At 60.7% G+C, this 18,441-nt stretch carries 18 protein-coding genes; 7 read left to right on the top strand and 11 right to left on the bottom strand.

The window, feature by feature from the left end:
• Positions 1-10: 10 nt before the first annotated feature.
• Entirely contained in the window at positions 11-1,567 is a 1,557-nt protein-coding gene (locus M2103_RS08150; protein ID WP_277509868.1) for a DUF1553 domain-containing protein, read from the bottom strand.
• A gap of 126 nt (positions 1,568-1,693) precedes the next feature.
• Between M2103_RS08150 and M2103_RS08145 the strand changes: the two genes are divergently transcribed.
• Positions 1,694-2,443: a four helix bundle suffix domain-containing protein gene (locus M2103_RS08145; RefSeq protein WP_277509867.1), complete on the top strand. Its 750-nt coding sequence runs from the start codon at positions 1,694-1,696 to the stop codon at positions 2,441-2,443.
• Positions 2,444-2,497: 54 nt separating this feature from the next.
• Here the strand turns inward: M2103_RS08145 and M2103_RS08140 are convergent, their stop codons facing one another.
• Both M2103_RS08140 and M2103_RS08135 read right to left on the bottom strand, forming a co-directional pair.
• The gene (locus M2103_RS08140) at positions 2,498-4,651 is read right to left on the bottom strand and encodes a hypothetical protein (RefSeq protein ID WP_277509866.1); all 2,154 of its coding nucleotides are present in this window, start codon (positions 4,649-4,651) and stop codon (positions 2,498-2,500) included.
• Positions 4,652-4,689: 38 nt separating this feature from the next.
• Positions 4,690-5,625, bottom strand: a complete 936-nt coding sequence (locus M2103_RS08135; protein ID WP_277509865.1) for an alpha/beta hydrolase-fold protein — start codon at positions 5,623-5,625, stop codon at positions 4,690-4,692.
• 157 nt (positions 5,626-5,782) lie between these two features.
• Between M2103_RS08135 and M2103_RS08130 the strand changes: the two genes are divergently transcribed.
• Complete coding sequence (locus M2103_RS08130; protein WP_277509863.1) at positions 5,783-6,442, top strand: response regulator transcription factor; 660 nt, start codon at positions 5,783-5,785, stop codon at positions 6,440-6,442.
• The gene (locus M2103_RS08125) at positions 6,439-7,818 is read left to right on the top strand and encodes an ATP-binding protein (protein WP_277509862.1); all 1,380 of its coding nucleotides are present in this window, start codon (positions 6,439-6,441) and stop codon (positions 7,816-7,818) included. Before M2103_RS08130 ends, M2103_RS08125 begins: the two co-directional genes overlap by 4 nt.
• Positions 7,819-7,829: 11 nt before the next feature.
• On the opposite strand, the gene M2103_RS08120 is transcribed toward M2103_RS08125, so the two are convergent.
• From M2103_RS08120 to M2103_RS08085, 8 genes are all read right to left on the bottom strand, one after another.
• Positions 7,830-8,249, bottom strand: a complete 420-nt coding sequence (locus M2103_RS08120; protein ID WP_277509861.1) for a type II toxin-antitoxin system VapC family toxin — start codon at positions 8,247-8,249, stop codon at positions 7,830-7,832.
• Positions 8,249-8,458 carry an AbrB/MazE/SpoVT family DNA-binding domain-containing protein gene (locus M2103_RS08115; protein ID WP_277509860.1) on the bottom strand — a complete coding sequence of 70 codons (210 nt, stop codon included), beginning with the start codon at positions 8,456-8,458 and terminating at the stop codon, positions 8,249-8,251. The genes M2103_RS08120 and M2103_RS08115 overlap by 1 nt, the downstream gene beginning before the upstream one ends.
• 212 nt (positions 8,459-8,670) lie before the next feature.
• Positions 8,671-9,750 carry an ABC transporter ATP-binding protein gene (locus tag M2103_RS08110; protein ID WP_108823882.1) on the bottom strand — a complete coding sequence of 360 codons (1,080 nt, stop codon included), beginning with the start codon at positions 9,748-9,750 and terminating at the stop codon, positions 8,671-8,673.
• Between the two features lie 219 nt (positions 9,751-9,969).
• Entirely contained in the window at positions 9,970-10,857 is an 888-nt protein-coding gene (locus M2103_RS08105; protein WP_277509858.1) for an ABC transporter permease, read from the bottom strand.
• Positions 10,858-10,903: 46 nt separating this feature from the next.
• Positions 10,904-11,953 carry a spermidine/putrescine ABC transporter substrate-binding protein gene (locus M2103_RS08100; protein ID WP_277509857.1) on the bottom strand — a complete coding sequence of 350 codons (1,050 nt, stop codon included), beginning with the start codon at positions 11,951-11,953 and terminating at the stop codon, positions 10,904-10,906.
• A 60-nt stretch (positions 11,954-12,013) separates the two neighbouring features.
• Entirely contained in the window at positions 12,014-12,838 is an 825-nt protein-coding gene (locus M2103_RS08095; RefSeq protein WP_277509856.1) for an ABC transporter permease, read from the bottom strand.
• A 313-nt stretch (positions 12,839-13,151) separates the two neighbouring features.
• Complete coding sequence (locus M2103_RS08090; protein ID WP_277509854.1) at positions 13,152-13,829, bottom strand: RsmG family class I SAM-dependent methyltransferase; 678 nt, start codon at positions 13,827-13,829, stop codon at positions 13,152-13,154.
• 155 nt (positions 13,830-13,984) lie between these two features.
• Entirely contained in the window at positions 13,985-14,422 is a 438-nt protein-coding gene (locus M2103_RS08085; protein WP_277509853.1) for a secondary thiamine-phosphate synthase enzyme YjbQ, read from the bottom strand.
• 160 nt (positions 14,423-14,582) lie between these two features.
• Here M2103_RS08085 and tig point away from each other — a divergent pair, with 160 nt between their 5' ends.
• From tig to tsf, 4 genes are all read left to right on the top strand, one after another.
• Positions 14,583-15,905: a trigger factor gene (gene tig / locus M2103_RS08080; protein ID WP_277509852.1), complete on the top strand. Its 1,323-nt coding sequence runs from the start codon at positions 14,583-14,585 to the stop codon at positions 15,903-15,905.
• A gap of 119 nt (positions 15,906-16,024) precedes the next feature.
• Positions 16,025-16,636, top strand: coding sequence for an ATP-dependent Clp protease proteolytic subunit (locus M2103_RS08075; RefSeq protein WP_277509850.1), 612 nt, complete (start codon positions 16,025-16,027; stop codon positions 16,634-16,636).
• Positions 16,637-16,879: 243 nt separating this feature from the next.
• A complete protein-coding gene (gene rpsB / locus M2103_RS08070) occupies positions 16,880-17,776 on the top strand; it encodes a 30S ribosomal protein S2 (protein ID WP_277509849.1) in 897 nt (298 codons plus the stop codon).
• A gap of 58 nt (positions 17,777-17,834) precedes the next feature.
• On the top strand, positions 17,835-18,428 hold the full coding sequence (gene tsf, locus M2103_RS08065) for a translation elongation factor Ts (protein WP_277509848.1): 594 nt from the start codon (positions 17,835-17,837) through the stop codon (positions 18,426-18,428).
• Positions 18,429-18,441 lie beyond the last annotated feature (13 nt).

Below are 18,441 nucleotides of genomic sequence, written 5' to 3'. Positions count from 1 at the left end.
CTCTCTTTGGTTAATGGCGGAATTGAAACTCCGCGCTGTTGATGAGCGCCCAGGCCACGTCGAGGCAGAGGGCTTGTTTGTCGGCGGCGGTTTGTTGGTGCGCGTGTATGATCGCGCGCTCGGCGTCCGTCGGCGGACGCGACAGAATCGTCAGGTAAAGTTCATCGACCAAGGCGGCGGTTGTTTTTGCGCGGTTGGCCATGGTGCGAAGCGCGGCGCTTTGCTCCAGCTTGCCGCGAATGTGATTTGAGTTCAGCAGGTGCAATTGCTGGGCGGCGGTCGGCGTGGGATTGCGTTGCTCTGACTCCAGGCCGGTGTCGCGCGGCGAGCGCCCGAACAGTTCGAGAAAAGGACTGCTGATGCTCGCGTCCGCCAGCGCGATCGCGCGCTGCTCCTCGGGCATGTAGGTGAACGGCTCGGGAATGTGGCTGATGTATTTTTCGCGCGCGCCCGTGATTTGATTGATGGCGTCGATCAGCACCTCGGCTTCCAGCCGGCGCACGGGATAAGATGCGAAGTCCGTTTCGCCGCGCGCGTTTTCGTCCGCCGGTTTCGACGAAAGCTGGTAGGTTCGCGAGTTCAGGATGAGCCGGAAAAGGTGTTTCAGGTCGTATCCGCGCGCCACCAGTTCGCGTTCCAAATAATCGAGCAATTCGGGGTTGCGCGGCGGGTTGTCGTCGCGGATGTCGTCGGGCTCGTGGACGATTCCGCGACCGAGCAGCCAATACCAAGCGCGGTTGGCGAGGCTGCGCACGAACCACGGATTTTTGGGATCGACCAGCCACGCGGCAAAAACCGCGCGCGGGTCTTGCATCGGGGAAAGCGTCACGGGCGTGCCGTCCGGGAAGCGCGCGGACGCCGGGCCGGTCGCTTTTGCGAAATCGAAGAACACAATTTCCTCCTTCCATTCCGCGGTGGCCTTGTAGCCCACGCGCGAAAAGAAGACCGCCATGTCCGCCTGTTTTTCAGCGGGCCAGCTCTCGATGCGCGCGCCCATGAACGTGAGCGCCACCGTGCGGGCGATGCCGTCGGGAGTGCGCTCGCGCATGGCGCGGTAAAAGTTGACCGGCGGCTTGCGCATGTTGCTGCCGCTGGCGGTGAGCAGCTCGCGGGCAAAGCGGTCGCACGGCACGTTGTCCCTGATGCTCGCGCGAATCCAGCGGTGATAGGATTGCGCGGCGTTGGGCCAGAGGTTGATGGGGAACTCCGATTTCACGCGCAGCAAATTGCCCCACTTCATCGCCCAGTAGTCAGCGAACTCGTCGCGTTGCAGGAGCCGGTCGATGAGAATGCCGCGCTTGTCCGGGTTTTTGTCGGACAAAAATTGCCGCGCCTCCGCGGCGCTCGGCAGCGTGCCGATGACATCGAGAAAAACACGGCGCACAAACACCTCGTCGGAGCACAACTCCGCCGGCTGGATTTCCCGCGCTTTCAAGTTTTCGAAAACAAGCGCGTCGATTTTGTCGGGAGAGGACGGCACGGGTGTTTCGTTGGAAATTGCATCGGCGCCCGACATCACCGCCGCCAGGAGCGTCGCCGCAAGGAGAAGGCTGTTGTGAGTATTCATGTGATTGCGCGCATCATAGCGGCGGCAACCTTTGCGGAAGATGAGCGCGCAAAAATTCGTTTTGAAAAGAGTTCGCCCGTCGGGACAAGTTGCCGTTGAATCCGGTTTCAACCAAAGGATTCAGCCATGCAACTCACCCCCTCCGGCGGTTATCGCCGCCTTGATTCGTGGACGCTCGCGACCATCGCCCAACTGGCCAATTTGCGATTTTGCAAAAAATTTCTCACGCGGAACATCGACCCCACCGGACGGCATTACGACCAGATGACCCAGGCGGCCCGCTCGGGAAAGGCGAACATCGTCGAAGGCTCGGCGCGCTCCGCGACGTCAAAGGAAACCGAGATGAAGCTCACGGATGTCGCCCGCGCGTCGCTCGGCGAGTTGCACAGCGATTATGAGGACTGGTTGCTTTTTCGAGGGCAGGCGCCCTGGCGCAAAGACTCCCCGGAGTCGCAGGCGATCTACAATGTGCGGCTTTCGCCCGCCAAATACGGAAACGATTATGTGCACGATTCCTGCGTCCGCATTTTGGAGGAGCAAAAGAAATTCGCCCGCTGGCTGGATTCCGACGACTCCTGCGTCGTGGCCAACGCCATGCTGATAATCCTGTCGCGAACGATAAACATGCTCATCCGGCAGACCGAGGCGCAGGGGGAGAAATTCACCGAGACCGGCGGTTTTCGGGAGCAGCTCACGGAGGAGCGCGTGAAGGCGCGCGCCATAAAAGAAAACGCGCCCGCCTGCCCGGAGTGCGGGAAGCCGATGAAAAAACGCGTCGCAAAATCGGGTAAAAACGCCGGCGGGGAATTCTGGGGTTGCACGGGGTATCCCGAATGCAAGGGCACGCGGGAGGTCCAGCGAGAGGGCGACAGGTAGCGACGGGTGACGACCAGTTTCGACGGGTTTCGAGGGAAATTTCAAAAACACTCGCTACCTGTCGGCACCCGTCGATCCCGTCGCCCCCGTCGAAACTTCGCCCCCGACAACCTCAAACGCAATCGCCGGCAAACACCCCAGCGGCACCCGCCGGGGGTTCTTCCTCGGCGCGCCGGGCGGCGTTGTGTCCTTCGCAACAAACTCCGCGATCAAGTTGCCCGCGCCGGGTTTTATTTTTTCGGCGTCCGCCTCGATCTCGAGGACAATGCCGCCGTTTCCCAGGGAGAAATTCTTGAGCGCAATCCCCTCCGGCGGATTGAGCAGGCGCACCTGGCCCGTGTCGAACGGCAGGTAGCGCGGCACGCGGAATCGCGCCTTCACCACGCCGCCGCGCGCGGGAATTTTCAGCGGCCCGCGTCCGAGAAATTTCGCCGGGGCGGCGGGTGCGTGTTTTTCACCGACAAACACAAACCAGTCCGCGCCCGGCACGAGGTGCTGGTAAAAAAACGCCTGTGTCATTTCCTGCGCGGGAACGGCGGCGCGCACAATCTCGCGCCCGTCGATTTTCGCGCGACCCTCCAGTGCGAGTTTGAACAGCGTGTTCCCGCGCGACGCCGGCGCCGTCAGCGTGCATTGCACTTTGTCCTGATTCGCGGGAATGACTCCGCCGCCCAGCGAAAACCCGGTGCTCGCGTCTTTTAATGTCAGCGTGATTTCACCATCAAAACCGTCGCGGCGAAGCGCGTAAACGGTCACGGGCTGCGTCGCGTTGGCGCGCATGTTGAGCGTGGACGGAACGACGCGCAGCGCGAAATCCGGCTGCGGCGGACTGATTCGCAGAAGGTAGCCGTATTCGTCGCCGCCGTTTTGTTGCGTGTCGCCGATGTGCGCATAATAAACGCCGTCCGCCGGAAGCGTGACCGCAAGATAGGAATCGGCATGATGCGTGTTCAGGCCGGAGCCCTTGTCCTCATGGTCGTCGTTGAAGCCGATTCGATTTCCGGCTGAGTCGGAAATGATGAGCAGCGAGTCGAGCAGCGAATCGAGCCGGCGCGCGTAAACCTCGGCCACAACGCGCGCGCCCGCCTTGCCCTCGAAACGAAAAACGTCGATGTCGCCCGGTTCGTCGATGCGCCCCTTGATGACAACCGGCGGCGCAACAGGCTGCGCTTCGTCGGGCGTGTTGTTCGGTTCCTTCTCCGGCGTTTGCGCGGCGAGCGCGTTGTCAGTTGGCGCGGGTTTCGCGAGCAGCGCCGGTTCGCCAACGCGGATGCGATACACAAAATCGCCGCGCCCGCGGTAAAGGTTGTCCCGAATTTCGAGCACATACTCTCCGTCCGCGGGAATCTCATAACGAAGAACCGGGTCGGCGTGAATCTGCACATCGCCGGCGGCGCGCAATTCCTTTCCCGACGAATCAAACATCGAAACCGCCGACTGCATCCAGCCCGGAACCGTGTCGGCGAGATACGGCAAAAGTTCGCGCGCGCTGACATCGACGACGAGCGTTTGTCCGCGCCGCGCCTTGAGGCAAAACCGATCCGCCTCGCCCGGCAAAATCCGCCCGTTGATGGTCGTAGGCAACGTGACGGGCATCGGCGGCGCATCGTTGCGACCCGCCTTCACGCGACTGTCGGGATCGTTCACCGTCTTTTGTATCCGCACCCAATTTTCATCCTGACCCGAGTCCGGCTCGCGGCATTCGGAAAGCGCGCCGACTTGAAAAACCAGCGCGTTGGTCAAGCCCGTCGCGGTGACGAGCCGCAGCTCGCGGTTTCCCGGCCTCGCATCCGGTGCGATGGTAATCTTGACGGCAACTTGTTCGCCGATTGCCGGAGTGATTTTCGATTTTTCATGCAACGCAAGTTTCCGGTTGAGCTTCCGAATCTCCTCGCGCGTCGCGGGGCTTCTTTGTTTGCGCAATTCCTTCAACTTGCCGCGCGCCTCGGCGGCCTGCTTTCCGGAGAGCAGCGGCTCCGCGGGAATCACGACCGCGCGCACGCCGTCGCCGGACACAATGGCGGCGTTGGGCGCGACGAGATATTGTCCGCCGACAGTCACCTCAACGACCGTCCCCTGCCCTCCGCCCGCCGGATAAACGTAGCCGATGTGCGGCGCAAAATCCTGCGCGAGCGCAAGCCCGCCCGCCGCAAGCGACAATGCCAGCAACACCGGCGCGGTCGCCAGGCGCGAGCGTGGCGGTTTCATTTTGGATTGGGTGACGTTCATGGCGCGCATGGTGGTTGTCAGGGTTGGCGGGCGTTGGCGCTTGTGGTGGTTTCATTTTTGAAAAGCAGCGGCGCAAAATGGTAGAGGTCGTTCATCCAAACCTTCGGCTCGTGCCCGCCTGCGTTGATGCGAAAGACGTGAGGGATTTTTCGCTCCGTCAAAAACGTGTCCACCGCCGCCACGCTGCCGGCCATTAGCGTGTCCTTGTTGCCAACCGAGAGCCACAGCAAGCGCAACTGGCGGCCCGGCGAGGCCACGTCGAGTCGCGGGTTTTTCGCAAGCCGCCGCGTGCTGCCTCCGGAAAACGCGCCGATCCAGGCAAACGCATCCGGGTTAGTCAGGCCGGTGTTGAATGCCAGCCCCGCGCCCATCGAGAGGCCCGCCAGCGCGCGATGCTCGCGGTCGGCGATCACGGGATACTTGGATTCGATGAACGGAATCAAGTCGCGCAACAACACGCCGCCAAACACCATGCTCGCCTTCTGCTTCGCGTCGCGGCTTTCGCCCGCCTGTTTGCGCGCCGCGTTCGAGAGGCTCGACGGCATGACGACAATCATCGGCTCGAGCTTTTTGTCGGCGAAAAGATTATCGAGGATCGCGTAGGCCTGGATCTCGTGCGTCCAGGTGTTCTCGTCGCCGCTCGCCCCGTGAAGCAGGTAGAGCGCGGAGTATTTTTTCGAGGGGGAATAGCCCGGCGGCGTGTAAACGGTCGCGCGGAATTTTTCCCCGGTGGATTTCGACTTGAACTCAACGGTCGCGACTTTTCCGCGCGCGACGCCACCGCGTGGAGCGTTGAAGCCGGACGGCGGCTCGGGCTGGTTCGGCGTGAGCGCGACCGGGACGCTCCTCCCGGAAGCCGGAGCCGAATGCAACATGCCGCAAACGGCAAAAACTCCGGCAAGACTGGCACCGCGAATAACGCGGGTGATGATGTGAGTGGTGTGTGTTTTCATGGCGTGTGGTGGATTTCGCCCGCATCCTACTGCCGCCAACCTTTGCGGAAGATGAGCGCTCGGAAAAAATTGCCGCCGCTCCGATTTCCGACGGCCTTTTCTTGATCGGATGCGAAAAATCAAACAGCGTGCGCCTGCCCTTTAACCGTTTTCCGACATGCGACTCCTCATCATCGAAGACGAAGCCGACATGCTGCGCAGGCTCGCAAAAATCATGCGCGCCGAGGGCTACGCCGTGGACACGGCGGCGGACGGCCAAGAGGGATTATACAAGGCGCAAGAAAACGACTACGACCTGATCCTGCTCGACGCGATGCTGCCCGTGTTCGACGGATGGGAATTGCTGGCGCGATTGCGAAAAACAAAAAAGACGCCCGTGCTCATGCTCACCGCGCGCGACGCCAGCGCGGACCGCGTGCGCGGCCTCGACAACGGCGCGGACGACTACGTGGCCAAACCCTTCGACCTGCCGGAACTGCTCGCGCGCGTGCGCGCGCTCATCCGCCGCGGGGCCGAGACTGCGAGCAGCCGGCTCGACTTTGGCGAAATCGTCATCGACACCGCGCAACGCTGCGCGTGGCGGCGCGGCGAGGCCGTGACGCTGCAACCAAACGAATACGCGCTGCTGGAATACCTCGCGCTGCACCGCGGCAAACTCGTCACGCGCACCACGCTCTACGAGCACCTTTTCGACGAAAACGAGGAGACGCTTTCCAACCTGCTCGACGTGCGCGTGTCCAACCTGCGCCGAAAACTCGGGCAGGATTTCATCGTCACAAAACGCGGGCACGGCTACGGCATCGGCATCGAACCATGAAACACCGTCATTCCATCCGTGTGCGTTTGCTGGGCTACATCGGCCTGCTGCTCCTCCTCGTGCTCGCCGGCTTTGGCTACGTGGCATGGCAGCGCGACAGCGCGGCGCGAATCGCCGCGGTTGACCGCGAACTTGAACAAAGGCTGAACCTGCTGATCGGCGGCTACCGGCTCGACACCGGGCAACGCCTGCGCGAAGTCAGCGAACCGCGCCTGACGCCCCGCGCGCTCGAACTTCTCGCCAACGAAGGCGGCGAGCCGTTCCACTACCGTGTGTGGCTCGGCAATGGCCGCGTGCAAGGGCGCTCCGGCGACGCGCATGAAATACCGCGCCCCGCGCAAACGACGCATGGAAAACTGCTGCGAATGCGCGGCGAGTTTCGCGAGCTCGTCCATTTCACGCCCACTGGCCGCTGCTTTTTAGTCGGGCGCAACATTCAAGGCGAACGCGCCGCGATGCGCGCCGACGCCCTCTCGCTTGCCGCCATCGGCGCGGGCGTGCTGTTGCTCGGCCTCGCGCTCGCCTGGTGGATCGCCTCGCGCGTGACGCGCCCGCTCGCGCAAGTCAGCCGCACCGCAAAACAAATCGCCACCGGCGACCTCTCGCGCCGCATCCCCGTCCCCAAACCCGAGGACGAACTCAGCGAAGTCGCCAGCGTGCTCAACGAAACCTTCGCCCGCCTCGAGGACGCGTTCGCGCGACAAAAGCAATTCACCGCCGACGCCTCGCACGAACTTCGCACGCCGGTCTCGCTCATTCTCACGCATGCGCAAGGCGCGCTTTTGCACGAGCAAACCCCCGCCGAATATCGCGAGGCGCTCGCCGACTGCGTGAGTGCCGCGCGGCGGATGAAAACGCTCATCGACGCATTGCTCGACTTCACACGCTTTGACGCCGGGGCCGAGACACTTGCGCGCGAACCTTGCGACCTCGCTGAACTCGCCGGTGATTGCGCAAAGCAACTCCATCCGCTCGCCGATGTAAAAAACCAGCGCCTCGAAATACAACTCGCGCCCGCGCCCTGCCTCGGCGATTCCACGCGGCTGGCGCAAGTGATCACCAACCTGCTCACCAACGCCATTCAACACACACCCGCCGGCGGAATCATCACCCTGCGGACGCATCACGACGACAACGCGCGCGTCTCCATTTCCGACACCGGCGATGGAATCGCGCCGGAGCAACTTCCGCGCCTCTTTGAGCGATTCCACCGCGCCGACGCCTCGCGCGCTCGCGCCACCGGCGGCCTCGGCCTGGGCCTCGCCATCTGCAAAGCCATCATGAAAGCCCACGGCGGCGACATCACCGTCGAAAGCGAAATCGGAAAAGGAACAACATTCACGGCAACCCTGCCGACCGTCATTACACGGGCATAGCTTGCGCCCGTTCAGTCTTCGCCCTGCCAGTCTTCTATTGCGAGACCGGGCACGCGACCAAACTCGCCGACATTATGCGTAACCACGGTTGCACCGAGCGCAAGCGCGTGACCAGCGAGCATCAGGTCGTAAGGTCCGATGGGTTGCGCGTTGGGTTTGAGCGCCTCCAAATAAGCGCGCACACGAGCCGCGTGAAACGCGGCTTCCTCGTCAAATGGCGCAACATCGTCAAAAACCTCGCGTAATGTTTCCAATCGTTTCGCAAAAGCAGGAATGTCGGGGCGGCGATTCACGCCGTATTGCAACTCCATGAGCGGAATGGCGGACAGTTTACAATCCTGAATGTGCGCTAGAGCTTTGGCCTTTAGTGCAAGGTCGCGTCCGCGCAAAAAGCGCGAGAGCACGTTTGTGTCGGGCAGGTAGAGCGGCATCAGGGACGTTCGAGCGGTGGAAGAACCGGGGGGGTTTTATAGAGTTTTTCGATCGCACGGCGGCGGCGCGCCTGATCGGCGGGGTCGATAAGCGTGACCGTCGATCCGTTTTTCACCAGTTGCACAGTCTTGCTTTTGAAGCGGAAGCCCTTCGGCAGACGCACGGCCTGCGAATTGCCCGCCTTGAAAACTTTTGCCGTTGTTGTCATGTGCTCACGGTGTATCTACGCGACGTGGCTGTCAAGTGACGGCATGCCGGATTGCGCTGGATATTTCGAGGAACAGGTTATTGCTTTGCGCGTTGTGTTATTGGGGAGAGAGTGTGTGGGGGCCTTCAAAATCGAGTTTCCCTTCACTCAAACAATTACAGTGAAAATACGGGGCGCCATGCCACAGTTTGATTTTCCATTGCCTGACTATCTCAATCGTCGGGCAGCACGACTACGAGGTCGTCGGCGTGGAGGCCGCACCAGACTCGGTCGCCTTGGTGGAAGGCTTCCTGGAGCGCGCTTTCGTTTGCCACAAGCGCGGTGAGTTGCGTGGTGCCGTTCACACACTGGATGCCGAGGCGGTCGATCGCGCCTTGGAACACTTCCTCGGTGATGTGCGCCTCGAAGACGTTTTCAGCGTCGATGGGGTGTTTTGAAATAAAGACTTTTTCGGGGCGCACGGTGACGATGGCGCACGTCATTTCGGCGGGCCATTGCGAGAGGCTGATAGTGAGCTCGAGGCCGCCCTCGACGCGGACGCGTCCGTTGACGCCGTTGCGCGAGATCATCTCGGCCTCAAGGAGGTTGGCCTCGCCGATGAAGTCGGCGACAAAGGCGGTTTTCGGATGGTGGTAGATTTCGTCGGCGGTGCCGAGTTGCTCGAGTTTGCCCTTGTTAAAAACCGCGATGCGGTCGCTCATCGTAAGCGCCTCCTCCTGGTCGTGCGTGACAAAAACGAAGGTGATGCCGAGGTGCTTTTGGAGGCGCTTGAGCTCGAACTGCATTTGCACGCGCAGCTTGGCGTCGAGCGCGGAGAGGGGTTCGTCGAGGAGAAGCACCGTCGGACGGGGAACAATGGCGCGGGCGAGCGCGACGCGCTGGCGCTGGCCGCCGGAAAGTTGGTGCGGGTAGCGGTCCTCGAAACCTTCGAGCGCGACGAGTTTGACAACGTCGGCGATGCGCTGGCGGGCCTCGGCCTCGGCGACTTTTTTCATGCGCAGCCCGAAGCCGATGTTGTCGCGCACGGTCATGTGCGGGAAGAGCGCGTAGGATTGGAAGACTTGGTTGACGTTGCGGCGGTAGGGCGCGAGGTCGGTGACGTCCTCGCCGTCGATAAAGATTGTGCCTTCAGTGGGGTGCTCAAAACCGGAGAGCATTCGGAGGAGTGTCGTTTTCCCGCAGCCGGAGGGTCCAAGGAGTGTGAGGAATTCTCCCGTCTGCACCTCAAGGGTCACGTCGTTGACCGCGGTGAAGTTTCCGAACCGTTTGGTGACTCCGTTTATCTGGATCATTATACGGCGCTGGATTCAGGCGCGCGCAGCGTTCCGGGGTCGTAGGGCGGCTGTGCGTGGTTTTCGTGCTGAGGATTTGCCTGCATTTCAATGCGTGGGTTGCGGTAATGAAAATCTATGGAGGAACGAAAAAGGATATCGTGCGAAAAAATGCGATGAAAATTACGCGTGTTCGGAAAGTTTTTTGCCGTCGGCGCGCGCGCGCGAACAACCGGGCCGCTACTGGTGCTGGTTTCGTTTCGACGCGCGGTATTGGACAAAGGCGTAGGCGGCGACGAACAGGACGGTGAAGATCACGCCGAGCGCGGCGCCGAAGGGCCAGTTGCGCGCCTTGCCAAATTGGTTTTGAATGACGTTGCCGATGAGCATGTCGCGCCCGCCGCCCATGAGGTCGGTGACGGCAAACATGCCGATGGCGGGCACGAACACGAGCAGGATGCCGGCGGAGATGCCGGGCCAGGTGAGCGGGATGATGACGTCGGAAAACGCGCGCATGGGGCCGGCGCCAAGGTCGTGCGCGGCGTCGACGAGCGACTCGTCCACTTTTTCCGCGCTGCCGTAGATCGGCAGAATCATGAAGGGCAGGTAGGCGTAAACGAGGCCGAGAATGACGGCGGAGGGCGTGTAGAGGATTTCGAGGGGCTGCGGGATTATTCTGGCGGACTCGAGCAGGCCGTTAAGGAGGCCGTTTTGGTTGAGGATGGTAATCCAGGCGTAGGTGCGGATGAGAAAGCTGGTCCAAAAGGGAATCATCACGAGCATGATGAGGCGGTTGCGGATCGTTTCGCTTTGTCGCGCGATGAACCACGCGACGGGATAACCGATGGCGATGCAGAGCACGGTGGTGATCGCCGCGTAGAGCACCGAGCGCCAGAGGATGCGCAGGTAGATGGGGTCGAACGCGCGCTGGTAATTGTCGAGCGTGAAGGTGTAAACGATGCGCCCCATGTCGTCGCGCTGGCAGAAGCTGTAAACGAGCAGGATGAGCAGGGGCGCGACGACAAAGAGGACAAGCCACAACACCATCGGCGTAATGAGCAGCCAGCCAAAGAGCCGGGGGCGCTTGGCATGGCCGGTGTTGTTGTCGGGAAGTGTTACGGCTTGCATGGGTTGGTGTGGCGCGTAGGGGCGTCGCTTGCGACGCCCCTACGTTTTAGCGTCCGGCGGCGTTTTTCAGGTCGGTGTAGAGCTGGTCGGTGAGTTCTCCGCTGCCGGGGATGTCGCGGAAGAGTTGTATGTTGGCCATGTTTGGATAGCTGGCGACATTGTCGAGCTCCTCCTGGGTGAGGAGTTTGCGCGCGGCTCCGTTCGGGTTGGTGTAGGGGAAGACCCTTGAGATTTCGCGGCTGACCTCGGGGCGCATGATGTAGTCGATGAACTTGTGGGCGGCCTCGGTGTTGCGCGCATTGTGCGGAATGGCGAACACGTCCACGTAGAAATGCGCTCCCTCCGCGGGACGGACGTATTGGAATTTTTTGTTTTCAAACCAGAGGCGCGCGGCCTCGCCGTTCCAGACAACGCCGATGTCAACGTCGCCGTTGCTGAGGGAGTTTTTCGGGCTGTCGGAGTCGTAGATTTTGATGTATTTCATCCACTCGGCGATCACGGGGCGGGCACGCTCGAGGTTTTCCTTGGTGATGTTGTTGATGGGAATGCCGAGCGTCTCGAAGGCGCAGGTGACCAGTTCGCGTCCGTCGTCAAGGACGACGATGCGTCCGGCGTATTTCGGCTGGAAGATGTCCTTGTAGCCGCGGATCTGCTCCTTGACTTTCTCGGTGTTCACGACGATGCCGACGCCGCCGACCATGAAGGGCACGGTGAATTTTTGCCCGGGATCATAGGCGAGTCTTTTGAACTCGGGCATGATGTTTTCGAAGTTGGGGAGCTTTGTGTAATCGAGCGGAAGGAGCAGGTTGTTTCTTATCATGCCCTCGGCGATGTAGTCGCAGGGCTGGATGATGTCGTATTTGGTGCCGCCGGCCAGAACCTTGTTGAGCATTTCCTCGCCGGTGGCGAAGGTCTCGTAATTGACCTTGATGCCGGTTTCCTTGGTGAATTCGTCGATCACCGACTGGGGTATGTATTCGGACCAGGCAAACAGGTTGATCTGCTTGTTTGGCTCGGTGGTGCGCGAACAGGACGCGAGCCCGGCTGCAAGGGCAACCAGGGCGGAGAGCATGGCGATGAGGATTGGTTTTTTCATGGTTTTGGCTGGGACAATGGATGAGCGGTTTGCGAGGCGGGTGTTGTTGCTGGCGAGGGGTTACTTGCGCGTGCTGATCTTGCGCAGGTATTCCGAGAAGAAAACAAAAACGACGGTCGTGATCACGAACACAGTGGAGAGGGCGTTGAGGGTGAGGTCGAGGCCGACGCGCGCCTTGCCGTAAACGACGATCGGCAGCGTTTGCGAGCCGGGGCCGCGCGTGAAGAAGGTGACAATCAGCTCGTCGAGCGAAAGCGTGAAGGCCATGAGCGCGCCGGAAAGAATCGCGGGCTTCAGGCACGGAACGATGACGAGCCAGAACGCCTGGAGCGGTTTCGCGCCAAGATCGAGCGCGGCCTCCTCAAGCGCCGGGTCGAGCCCGTGCAGCCGCGCTTGCACGGCCACGAGCACAAAGGGAAAACAGAACGTGATGTGCGCGATGGTCACCGTCGTGAAACCGAGCTCCATGCGCACAACCGTGAACAGGATGAGCAGGCTTATGCCCATGACGATCTCGGGCATGATCATCGGCACGCAGATCAGCGTCTGGAGGGTTTTGGAAAACTTATACTTGTAGCGATGCAGCAGCCACGCGCCGGTTGTCCCGACGATGACGGATGCGATGGTCGTGGCGACGGCGATGACGAGGGAGTTTTTCAGCGACTCCATTATGGGCGTGTTGCTGAACAGCGCCTCATACCATTTCAGCGAAAGCCCGTCCCACGCCTTGCTGTTTTTCCCGCCGTTAAACGAAAAAACGACAAGGATGAGAATCGGCAGGTAAAGAAAAATGAACACGATCACCGTCCATGCGGCGAGGCCTCGATTTAGAATCTTGAGGCCCGACGCCGGCAGCAGGCGCATCAGGAAGGACGGTTTGCTCATCGAACGGGAAACGGAAAAATCGGTGTGAAGAAACGTGAAAAAAGAAGCGCACGTTTCAAAGGCAATTGTTCCGTAATGCAAGGCGGGTTTGCGATTTGGGGCAAAAAAATGCCCCCGCCTCGCCATTTTGAACGGGAGGCGAAGGTGTCGAGCTCTGCGAAATGCAAATAAAGCCTGGCGATGAGGCTACCGATTCCGCGCGGCTGCCGGCAGCACAACGCACAACGATGCATGCGCCTCCCAGCTTTCGGCCTTCCCGTCTTTCCTCCCGAATCAGTGCGGAATCAAATCACCTCAAATTGCGGCGAAAGGCTCAACGCACCCCGTCCGTCGGGACGGGCGGTTTCGCGCGCGCCAGATCCCGCTGGCGATAGTGCACGATGTATTTTTCGTGAAAATAGTCCCCGGCGTCGGCAAGCGTCTCGGCGAGTGAAAGCACGCGCGAAGGGGCGATTCCGAGCGCCTCCTCCTCGGCGGCAAGAGCCCCGCCCTTCCAATAAATCACGCCGTTGCCGGGCGAACTCTTTTCACCGGGGCGCGCATGCGCGCGAATGAGCTGGATGAACGCGGGCAGCGACGTGACCGCGCGCCCCGTTACAAAATCGTATTCGCGCCGGAGCGTTTCGACGCGGATGTTCCTCGCCTCGACATTGCGCAGGTCGAGACGCTGCGCGATGTCGGCGACGACGGTGATTTTTTTGCCGACCGAATCGGCCAGCGTGAACCGCGCCTGCGGATAAAGCGCCGCGAGTATCAATCCGGGAAACCCGCCGCCGGTGCCGACATCAAGCACGGTCGCGCCATTCATGAGCCGCAGAAACTTCACCGCGGCGACGCACGGCGCGTAATGGTGCCACTCGAGGTTGTCGATGTCCTTGCGCGAAACGAGATTGATCTTCGCGTTCCACTCGCGATGCAGCGACGCCATGCGCTCAAGGAGCGCCCATTGCGCGGATGTGATCTCGGGAAAAAGCGGCTTAAGGCGTTGCATGATTTTTTTGTTACAATGAACACACGGCCAGCGCGAAAAATGAGGCAAGTCCGGATTTTTTTACCCCGGAATTTCCAACACCCCGCCAATGCGAAAAATCGCCCCAAACAATGTCATCCATTAGATGACACTCCCCGTGAAAAACAGCGCGTGTTTCAAGCGTTTTGGAGCGACTGCTCGCCCAGCACGGTCAACAGGACCTCGCGCGTGTGGGGCTCGCGGCGATGCTCCCACAAATACACGCCCTGCCATGTGCCGAGCAACAGCCGGCCATTCTTGAGCGGCACGGTTTCGCTCGTGCGGGTGAGCGCCGTTTTTATGTGACTCGGCATGTCATCGGAACCCTCAAACGTATGCGTGAAATGCGGGTCTCGTTCCGGCACGAGGCGGTTCAACCACGCCTCCAAATCCGCGCGCGCCGACGGATCCGCGTTTTCCATGATCACCAAACTCGCGCTCGTGTGACGGCAAAACACCGTCGCGACGCCGCTCGTGATCCCCGAGCGCGCAACCTCGCGCTCAAGTTGGTCGGTGATTTCGTGAAGCCCTTGCGAGCGTGTGTGAATTGTGAACGTGGCGTGATGAACCGGCATAAAATATTCGGAAAAACTATTCGCCTGCGATGCGAGGGCGCAACCCAAAGCAATACCGCAATCAAACATTGACCGCGCGCGCGCGCATCATCACCGTGTTCGGTTTCAAAATTTCAAACATCCAGGCAAACACGCTTCCAACACCTCCCATTTTCTCAACGTGAATATCGATATCAAAGACGTCTCCACCACACGCAAAAGCATGGCTGTTTCGCTCACAAAAGACGAAGTCGCCGCAGAGCACAAGGCCGTGCTTGCCGAATACATGAAGCACGCCCGCCTCCCCGGATTCCGCCCCGGCAAGGCGCCCGCCGCCATGGTCCAGCGCCAGTTTGGCAAACAAATCGACGAGGAGTTCAAGCAACGCGTCGCCTCCAAGGCCTACCGCGACGGCATCAAGGAATCCAAGCTCGACGTCCTCACCATCACCGACATCCAGACCGGCGACATCAAGCCCGACGCCGACGCCACCATCACCGTCACCGTCGATGTGCGCCCCGAGTTCGAGCTGCCCGACTACAATGAGCTGCCCACCGCCATCGCCCCCACCGACCCGACCGACGAGGAGATTGACGCCGCCATCAACGCCCTTCGCTCCGAAAGCGCCAAGTTCGAAGTCAGCCAGGGTCCCGCCAAAAAAGGCGACTACATCAAGCTCTCCTACGAAGGCACGCTCGATGACAAACCGCTCGCTGAAATTGTCGGCGACAAACAAATCTACGCCAAGGCGCCCACCACGTGGGAGGAAGTCGAAGGCGAGCACGAGGGAGTGATCCCCGGCCTCGGCAAACACCTCGCCGACGTGAAACCCGGTGACAAAAAAACCGTGCCCGCCACCTATCCGGAACAATTCGAGGGCGTGCCCGCCCTCGCCGGCAAGACCGTCAACTACGCCATCGAAGTGCAGGAAATCCGCACCCGCGAGCTTCCCGCCCTCGACGAGGAGTTTTTCAAGACCCAAAACGTCGAAAACCTCGACGCCCTCAAAACCCGCGTCCGCGAAGGGCTCAAAAGCCGCAAGGAATACGAAAACCGCCAGTCCCAGCGCCGCCAGATCACCGACACGCTGATCGGCAAAACCGAGTTTGAAGTCCCCGCCTCGCTCCTTGAGGACGAAACGCAAGGCGTTCTCCGCAACATCGTCGAGGACAACATGCGCCGTGGCGTCCCCGAGGAGGAACTCGAGAAAAACAAAAAAGAGCTCTACGAAAGCGCCCAGAAATCCGCGCTCATCCGCGCCAAGACCCGCCTCATCCTCGCCAAGATCGCCGAGAAGGAGGACGTCAAGGTCGATGAAAAAGACATCGACGCCTTCATCTACCGCGAAGCCATGATGACCCGCCAGAGCCCTGACAAACTCGTCAAGGAACTCACCAAGGATCAGAGCCGCCTCCGCGCCGTCCAGCAGGCAATCATCATCGACAAGGCGCTTGATCTGGTCGTCTCCAAGGCCAAAATCTCCCTCGTCACGCCCAAGGCTTGACGCCTCTGGCACAATCTTAATCCAGAACAAAAACCGGCAGGGCGAAGCCTCCGGGTGAGCCGAAAAATAGAACGGCCCGCCCGGAGGCTTCGCCCTGCTCTCCAAACCTAAAAAATTTAATGAGCTACTATCTTCCCTACGTCGTTGAAAACACAGGCCGCGAAGTCCGCCAGTGGGATATTTACAGCCGCCTTCTCAAGGACCGCATCGTTTTTATCGGTTCGCCCATCGACGATGTCGTTTCAAACAACGTCATCGCCCAGCTGCTCTTCCTTCAAATGGAAGACCCCAAGAAAGACATCCACCTCTACATCAACTCCCCCGGCGGCGTTGTCACGGGCGGCATGGCGATCTACGACACGATCAACTTTCTCCAGTGCGACGTCGTCACCTACTGCATCGGCATGGCCGCGAGCATGGCCACCGTGCTCCTCGCCGCCGGCACCAAGGGCAAGCGATTCGCGCTCCCCAACAGCCGCGTCATGATCCACCAGCCCTCCGGAGGCGCGGGCGGCCAGGCGGCCGACATCGCCATCGCCGCGCGTGAAATCATCCGCTGGCGCGCAACACTCAACGAGGTCATCGCCCGCCACACGGGAAAAACCGCCGCCCAAGTCGAAAAAGACTCCGACCGCGACTATTACATGACCGCCCACGAAGCCAAGGACTACGGCCTCGTCGACCAAGTCGTCGAATCCACCCGCCAGGTGCAAACCATCGCCACCGCTTAACCCGTCGCGTGATCCAAGGCGTCAGGCCCCGGTTCCACACCCCGGCCCGTGATCAGTTTTCCATCCCGAAACTGACCTAAACATTTTCTTGCCACACGCACCGCGGCCCTATGTTTTTATCAGCTTTCCTCCGCACAACGCGGTTTGGAAAAACCAACAACACAACAATAACCAAAACATCCAAAACGATCGCAAGGCGGCCCGTAGGCCGGCCTGTGTAGTCGCCAAAGATACATAGATCACATGAACGTCACACCAAAAGACCTCCTCGATGCAGGCGTCCACTTCGGACACCAAACCAAGCGCTGGAACCCGCGCTCCAAGCCCTACGTCTACGACCACCGCCAGGGCATCACCATCATCGACCTCGGCAAAACGCACGAACTGCTCCAAAAAGCCTACACCACAGTCGAGGACACCATCGCCAACGGAGGCACCATCCTCTTCGTCGGCACCAAGCGCCAGGCGCAGGAAATCATCAAGGAAGCCGCGGCCACCACCAACATGCCCTACTGCGTTGATCGCTGGCTCGGCGGCACCCTCACCAATTTCGCCACCGTCAAGAAATCCATCGCCAAATACAAAAAGTATCAGCAAATGGAAACCAGCGGCGAACTCGCCAAGCTCGGCGGCAAGGAAAGCGCCGCCATCAAGCGCGAAATGTCCCGCATGCAACGCAACTTCTCCGGCATCGTCGACATGCTCGACCTCCCCTCGATCATGTTCGTCGTCGACGGCAACCACGAGAAAATCGCCGTCGCCGAAGCCGCCCGCTGCAACATCCCCTGCGTCGGACTCGTTGACACCAACTCCGACCCCACCACCCTCCCCCTTCCCGTCCCCGGCAATGACGACGCGGTGAAATCCATCCGCATCATCGTCGACACCATCGTCGAGGCCGTCCAAAGCGGACTCGCCCAGCGCGAAAGCCGCCGCACAGCGCGCGGCCAGGCCGATCTCCGCGCCGCCACCGCGGCCGTTGCCGAGGCCTCCGGCGCCACCGCCGAAACCACGGAAGCCGGCGCTCCCGCTGCCGACGCCCCCGAAACCACCGCGACCGGGGAAGCCGCCGAGTCGCCCGCCGCCAAAAAGAAACCCGCCGCCCGCAAGAAAATCGCCGCTCCCAAGACCGACGAATAATTCGCGCGCGCAACCGAGCACAAAAACTCAAAACACAAACTTACATATAAAATTAAAAATGAGCACACCCGTTTCCGCACAAACCGTTAAGGAACTCCGCGAAAAGACCGGCGCCGGTCTCCTCGACTGCCAGAAAGCCCTCGCCGAAACCGGCGGCAACATTGAGGAAGCCGTCACCCTCCTCCGCAAAAAAGGAGCCGCCACCGCCGACAAAAAGGCCGGCCGCGCCACCAAGGAAGGCCTCATCTGGAGCTACATTCACAGCAACAACAAAGTCGGCGTCCTCATCGAAGTGAACTGCGAGACCGATTTCGTCGCCCGCAACGAAGACTTCAAGGCCTTCTGCAACGACCTCTGCCTCCAAGTCGCAGCGTCCAGCCCGCTCTACGTCACCCGTGACGAAGTGCCCGAGGCCGCCATCGCCGCCGAGCGCGAAATCGCCGTTGCCCAAGTGCAAGGCAAGCCCCCCGCGGCCATCCAGAAAATTGTCGAAGGCAAGCTCGAGAAATACTACTCGACCATCTGCCTCCTCGACCAGCCCTTCGTGAAGAACCCGGACAAAACCATCAAGGAAATCCTCACCGAGAAAATCGCGACCATCGGCGAGAACATGAGCATCCGCCGCTTCACCCGCTACCAGCTCGGCGCCTAATCCGGCCGCGCGA

The sequence above is a fragment of the Ereboglobus sp. PH5-5 genome (genome assembly GCF_029504805.1).
Lineage (GTDB): Bacteria > Verrucomicrobiota > Verrucomicrobiia > Opitutales > Opitutaceae > Ereboglobus.
The sequence above is the reverse complement of the archived record's forward strand: the minus strand, read 5'-3'. Positions and strand labels throughout refer to the sequence as shown.

Bases quoted from the DNA above. Each gene is read 5' to 3' on its own strand.
- M2103_RS08150 (WP_277509868.1), bottom strand. From the start codon at position 1,567: ATGAATACTCACAACAGCCTTCTCCTTGCGGCGACGCTCCTGGCGGCG.
- M2103_RS08145 (WP_277509867.1), top strand. From the start codon at position 1,694: ATGCAACTCACCCCCTCCGGCGGTTATCGCCGCCTTGATTCGTGGACG.
- M2103_RS08140 (WP_277509866.1), bottom strand. From the start codon at position 4,651: ATGAAACCGCCACGCTCGCGCCTGGCGACCGCGCCGGTGTTGCTGGCA.
- M2103_RS08135 (WP_277509865.1), bottom strand. From the start codon at position 5,625: ATGAAAACACACACCACTCACATCATCACCCGCGTTATTCGCGGTGCC.
- M2103_RS08130 (WP_277509863.1), top strand. From the start codon at position 5,783: ATGCGACTCCTCATCATCGAAGACGAAGCCGACATGCTGCGCAGGCTC.
- M2103_RS08125 (WP_277509862.1), top strand. From the start codon at position 6,439: ATGAAACACCGTCATTCCATCCGTGTGCGTTTGCTGGGCTACATCGGC.
- M2103_RS08120 (WP_277509861.1), bottom strand. From the start codon at position 8,249: ATGCCGCTCTACCTGCCCGACACAAACGTGCTCTCGCGCTTTTTGCGC.
- M2103_RS08115 (WP_277509860.1), bottom strand. From the start codon at position 8,458: ATGACAACAACGGCAAAAGTTTTCAAGGCGGGCAATTCGCAGGCCGTG.
- M2103_RS08110 (WP_108823882.1), bottom strand. From the start codon at position 9,750: ATGATCCAGATAAACGGAGTCACCAAACGGTTCGGAAACTTCACCGCG.
- M2103_RS08105 (WP_277509858.1), bottom strand. From the start codon at position 10,857: ATGCAAGCCGTAACACTTCCCGACAACAACACCGGCCATGCCAAGCGC.
- M2103_RS08100 (WP_277509857.1), bottom strand. From the start codon at position 11,953: ATGAAAAAACCAATCCTCATCGCCATGCTCTCCGCCCTGGTTGCCCTT.
- M2103_RS08095 (WP_277509856.1), bottom strand. From the start codon at position 12,838: ATGAGCAAACCGTCCTTCCTGATGCGCCTGCTGCCGGCGTCGGGCCTC.
- M2103_RS08090 (WP_277509854.1), bottom strand. From the start codon at position 13,829: ATGCAACGCCTTAAGCCGCTTTTTCCCGAGATCACATCCGCGCAATGG.
- M2103_RS08085 (WP_277509853.1), bottom strand. From the start codon at position 14,422: ATGCCGGTTCATCACGCCACGTTCACAATTCACACACGCTCGCAAGGG.
- M2103_RS08075 (WP_277509850.1), top strand. From the start codon at position 16,025: ATGAGCTACTATCTTCCCTACGTCGTTGAAAACACAGGCCGCGAAGTC.
- rpsB (WP_277509849.1), top strand. From the start codon at position 16,880: ATGAACGTCACACCAAAAGACCTCCTCGATGCAGGCGTCCACTTCGGA.
- tsf (WP_277509848.1), top strand. From the start codon at position 17,835: ATGAGCACACCCGTTTCCGCACAAACCGTTAAGGAACTCCGCGAAAAG.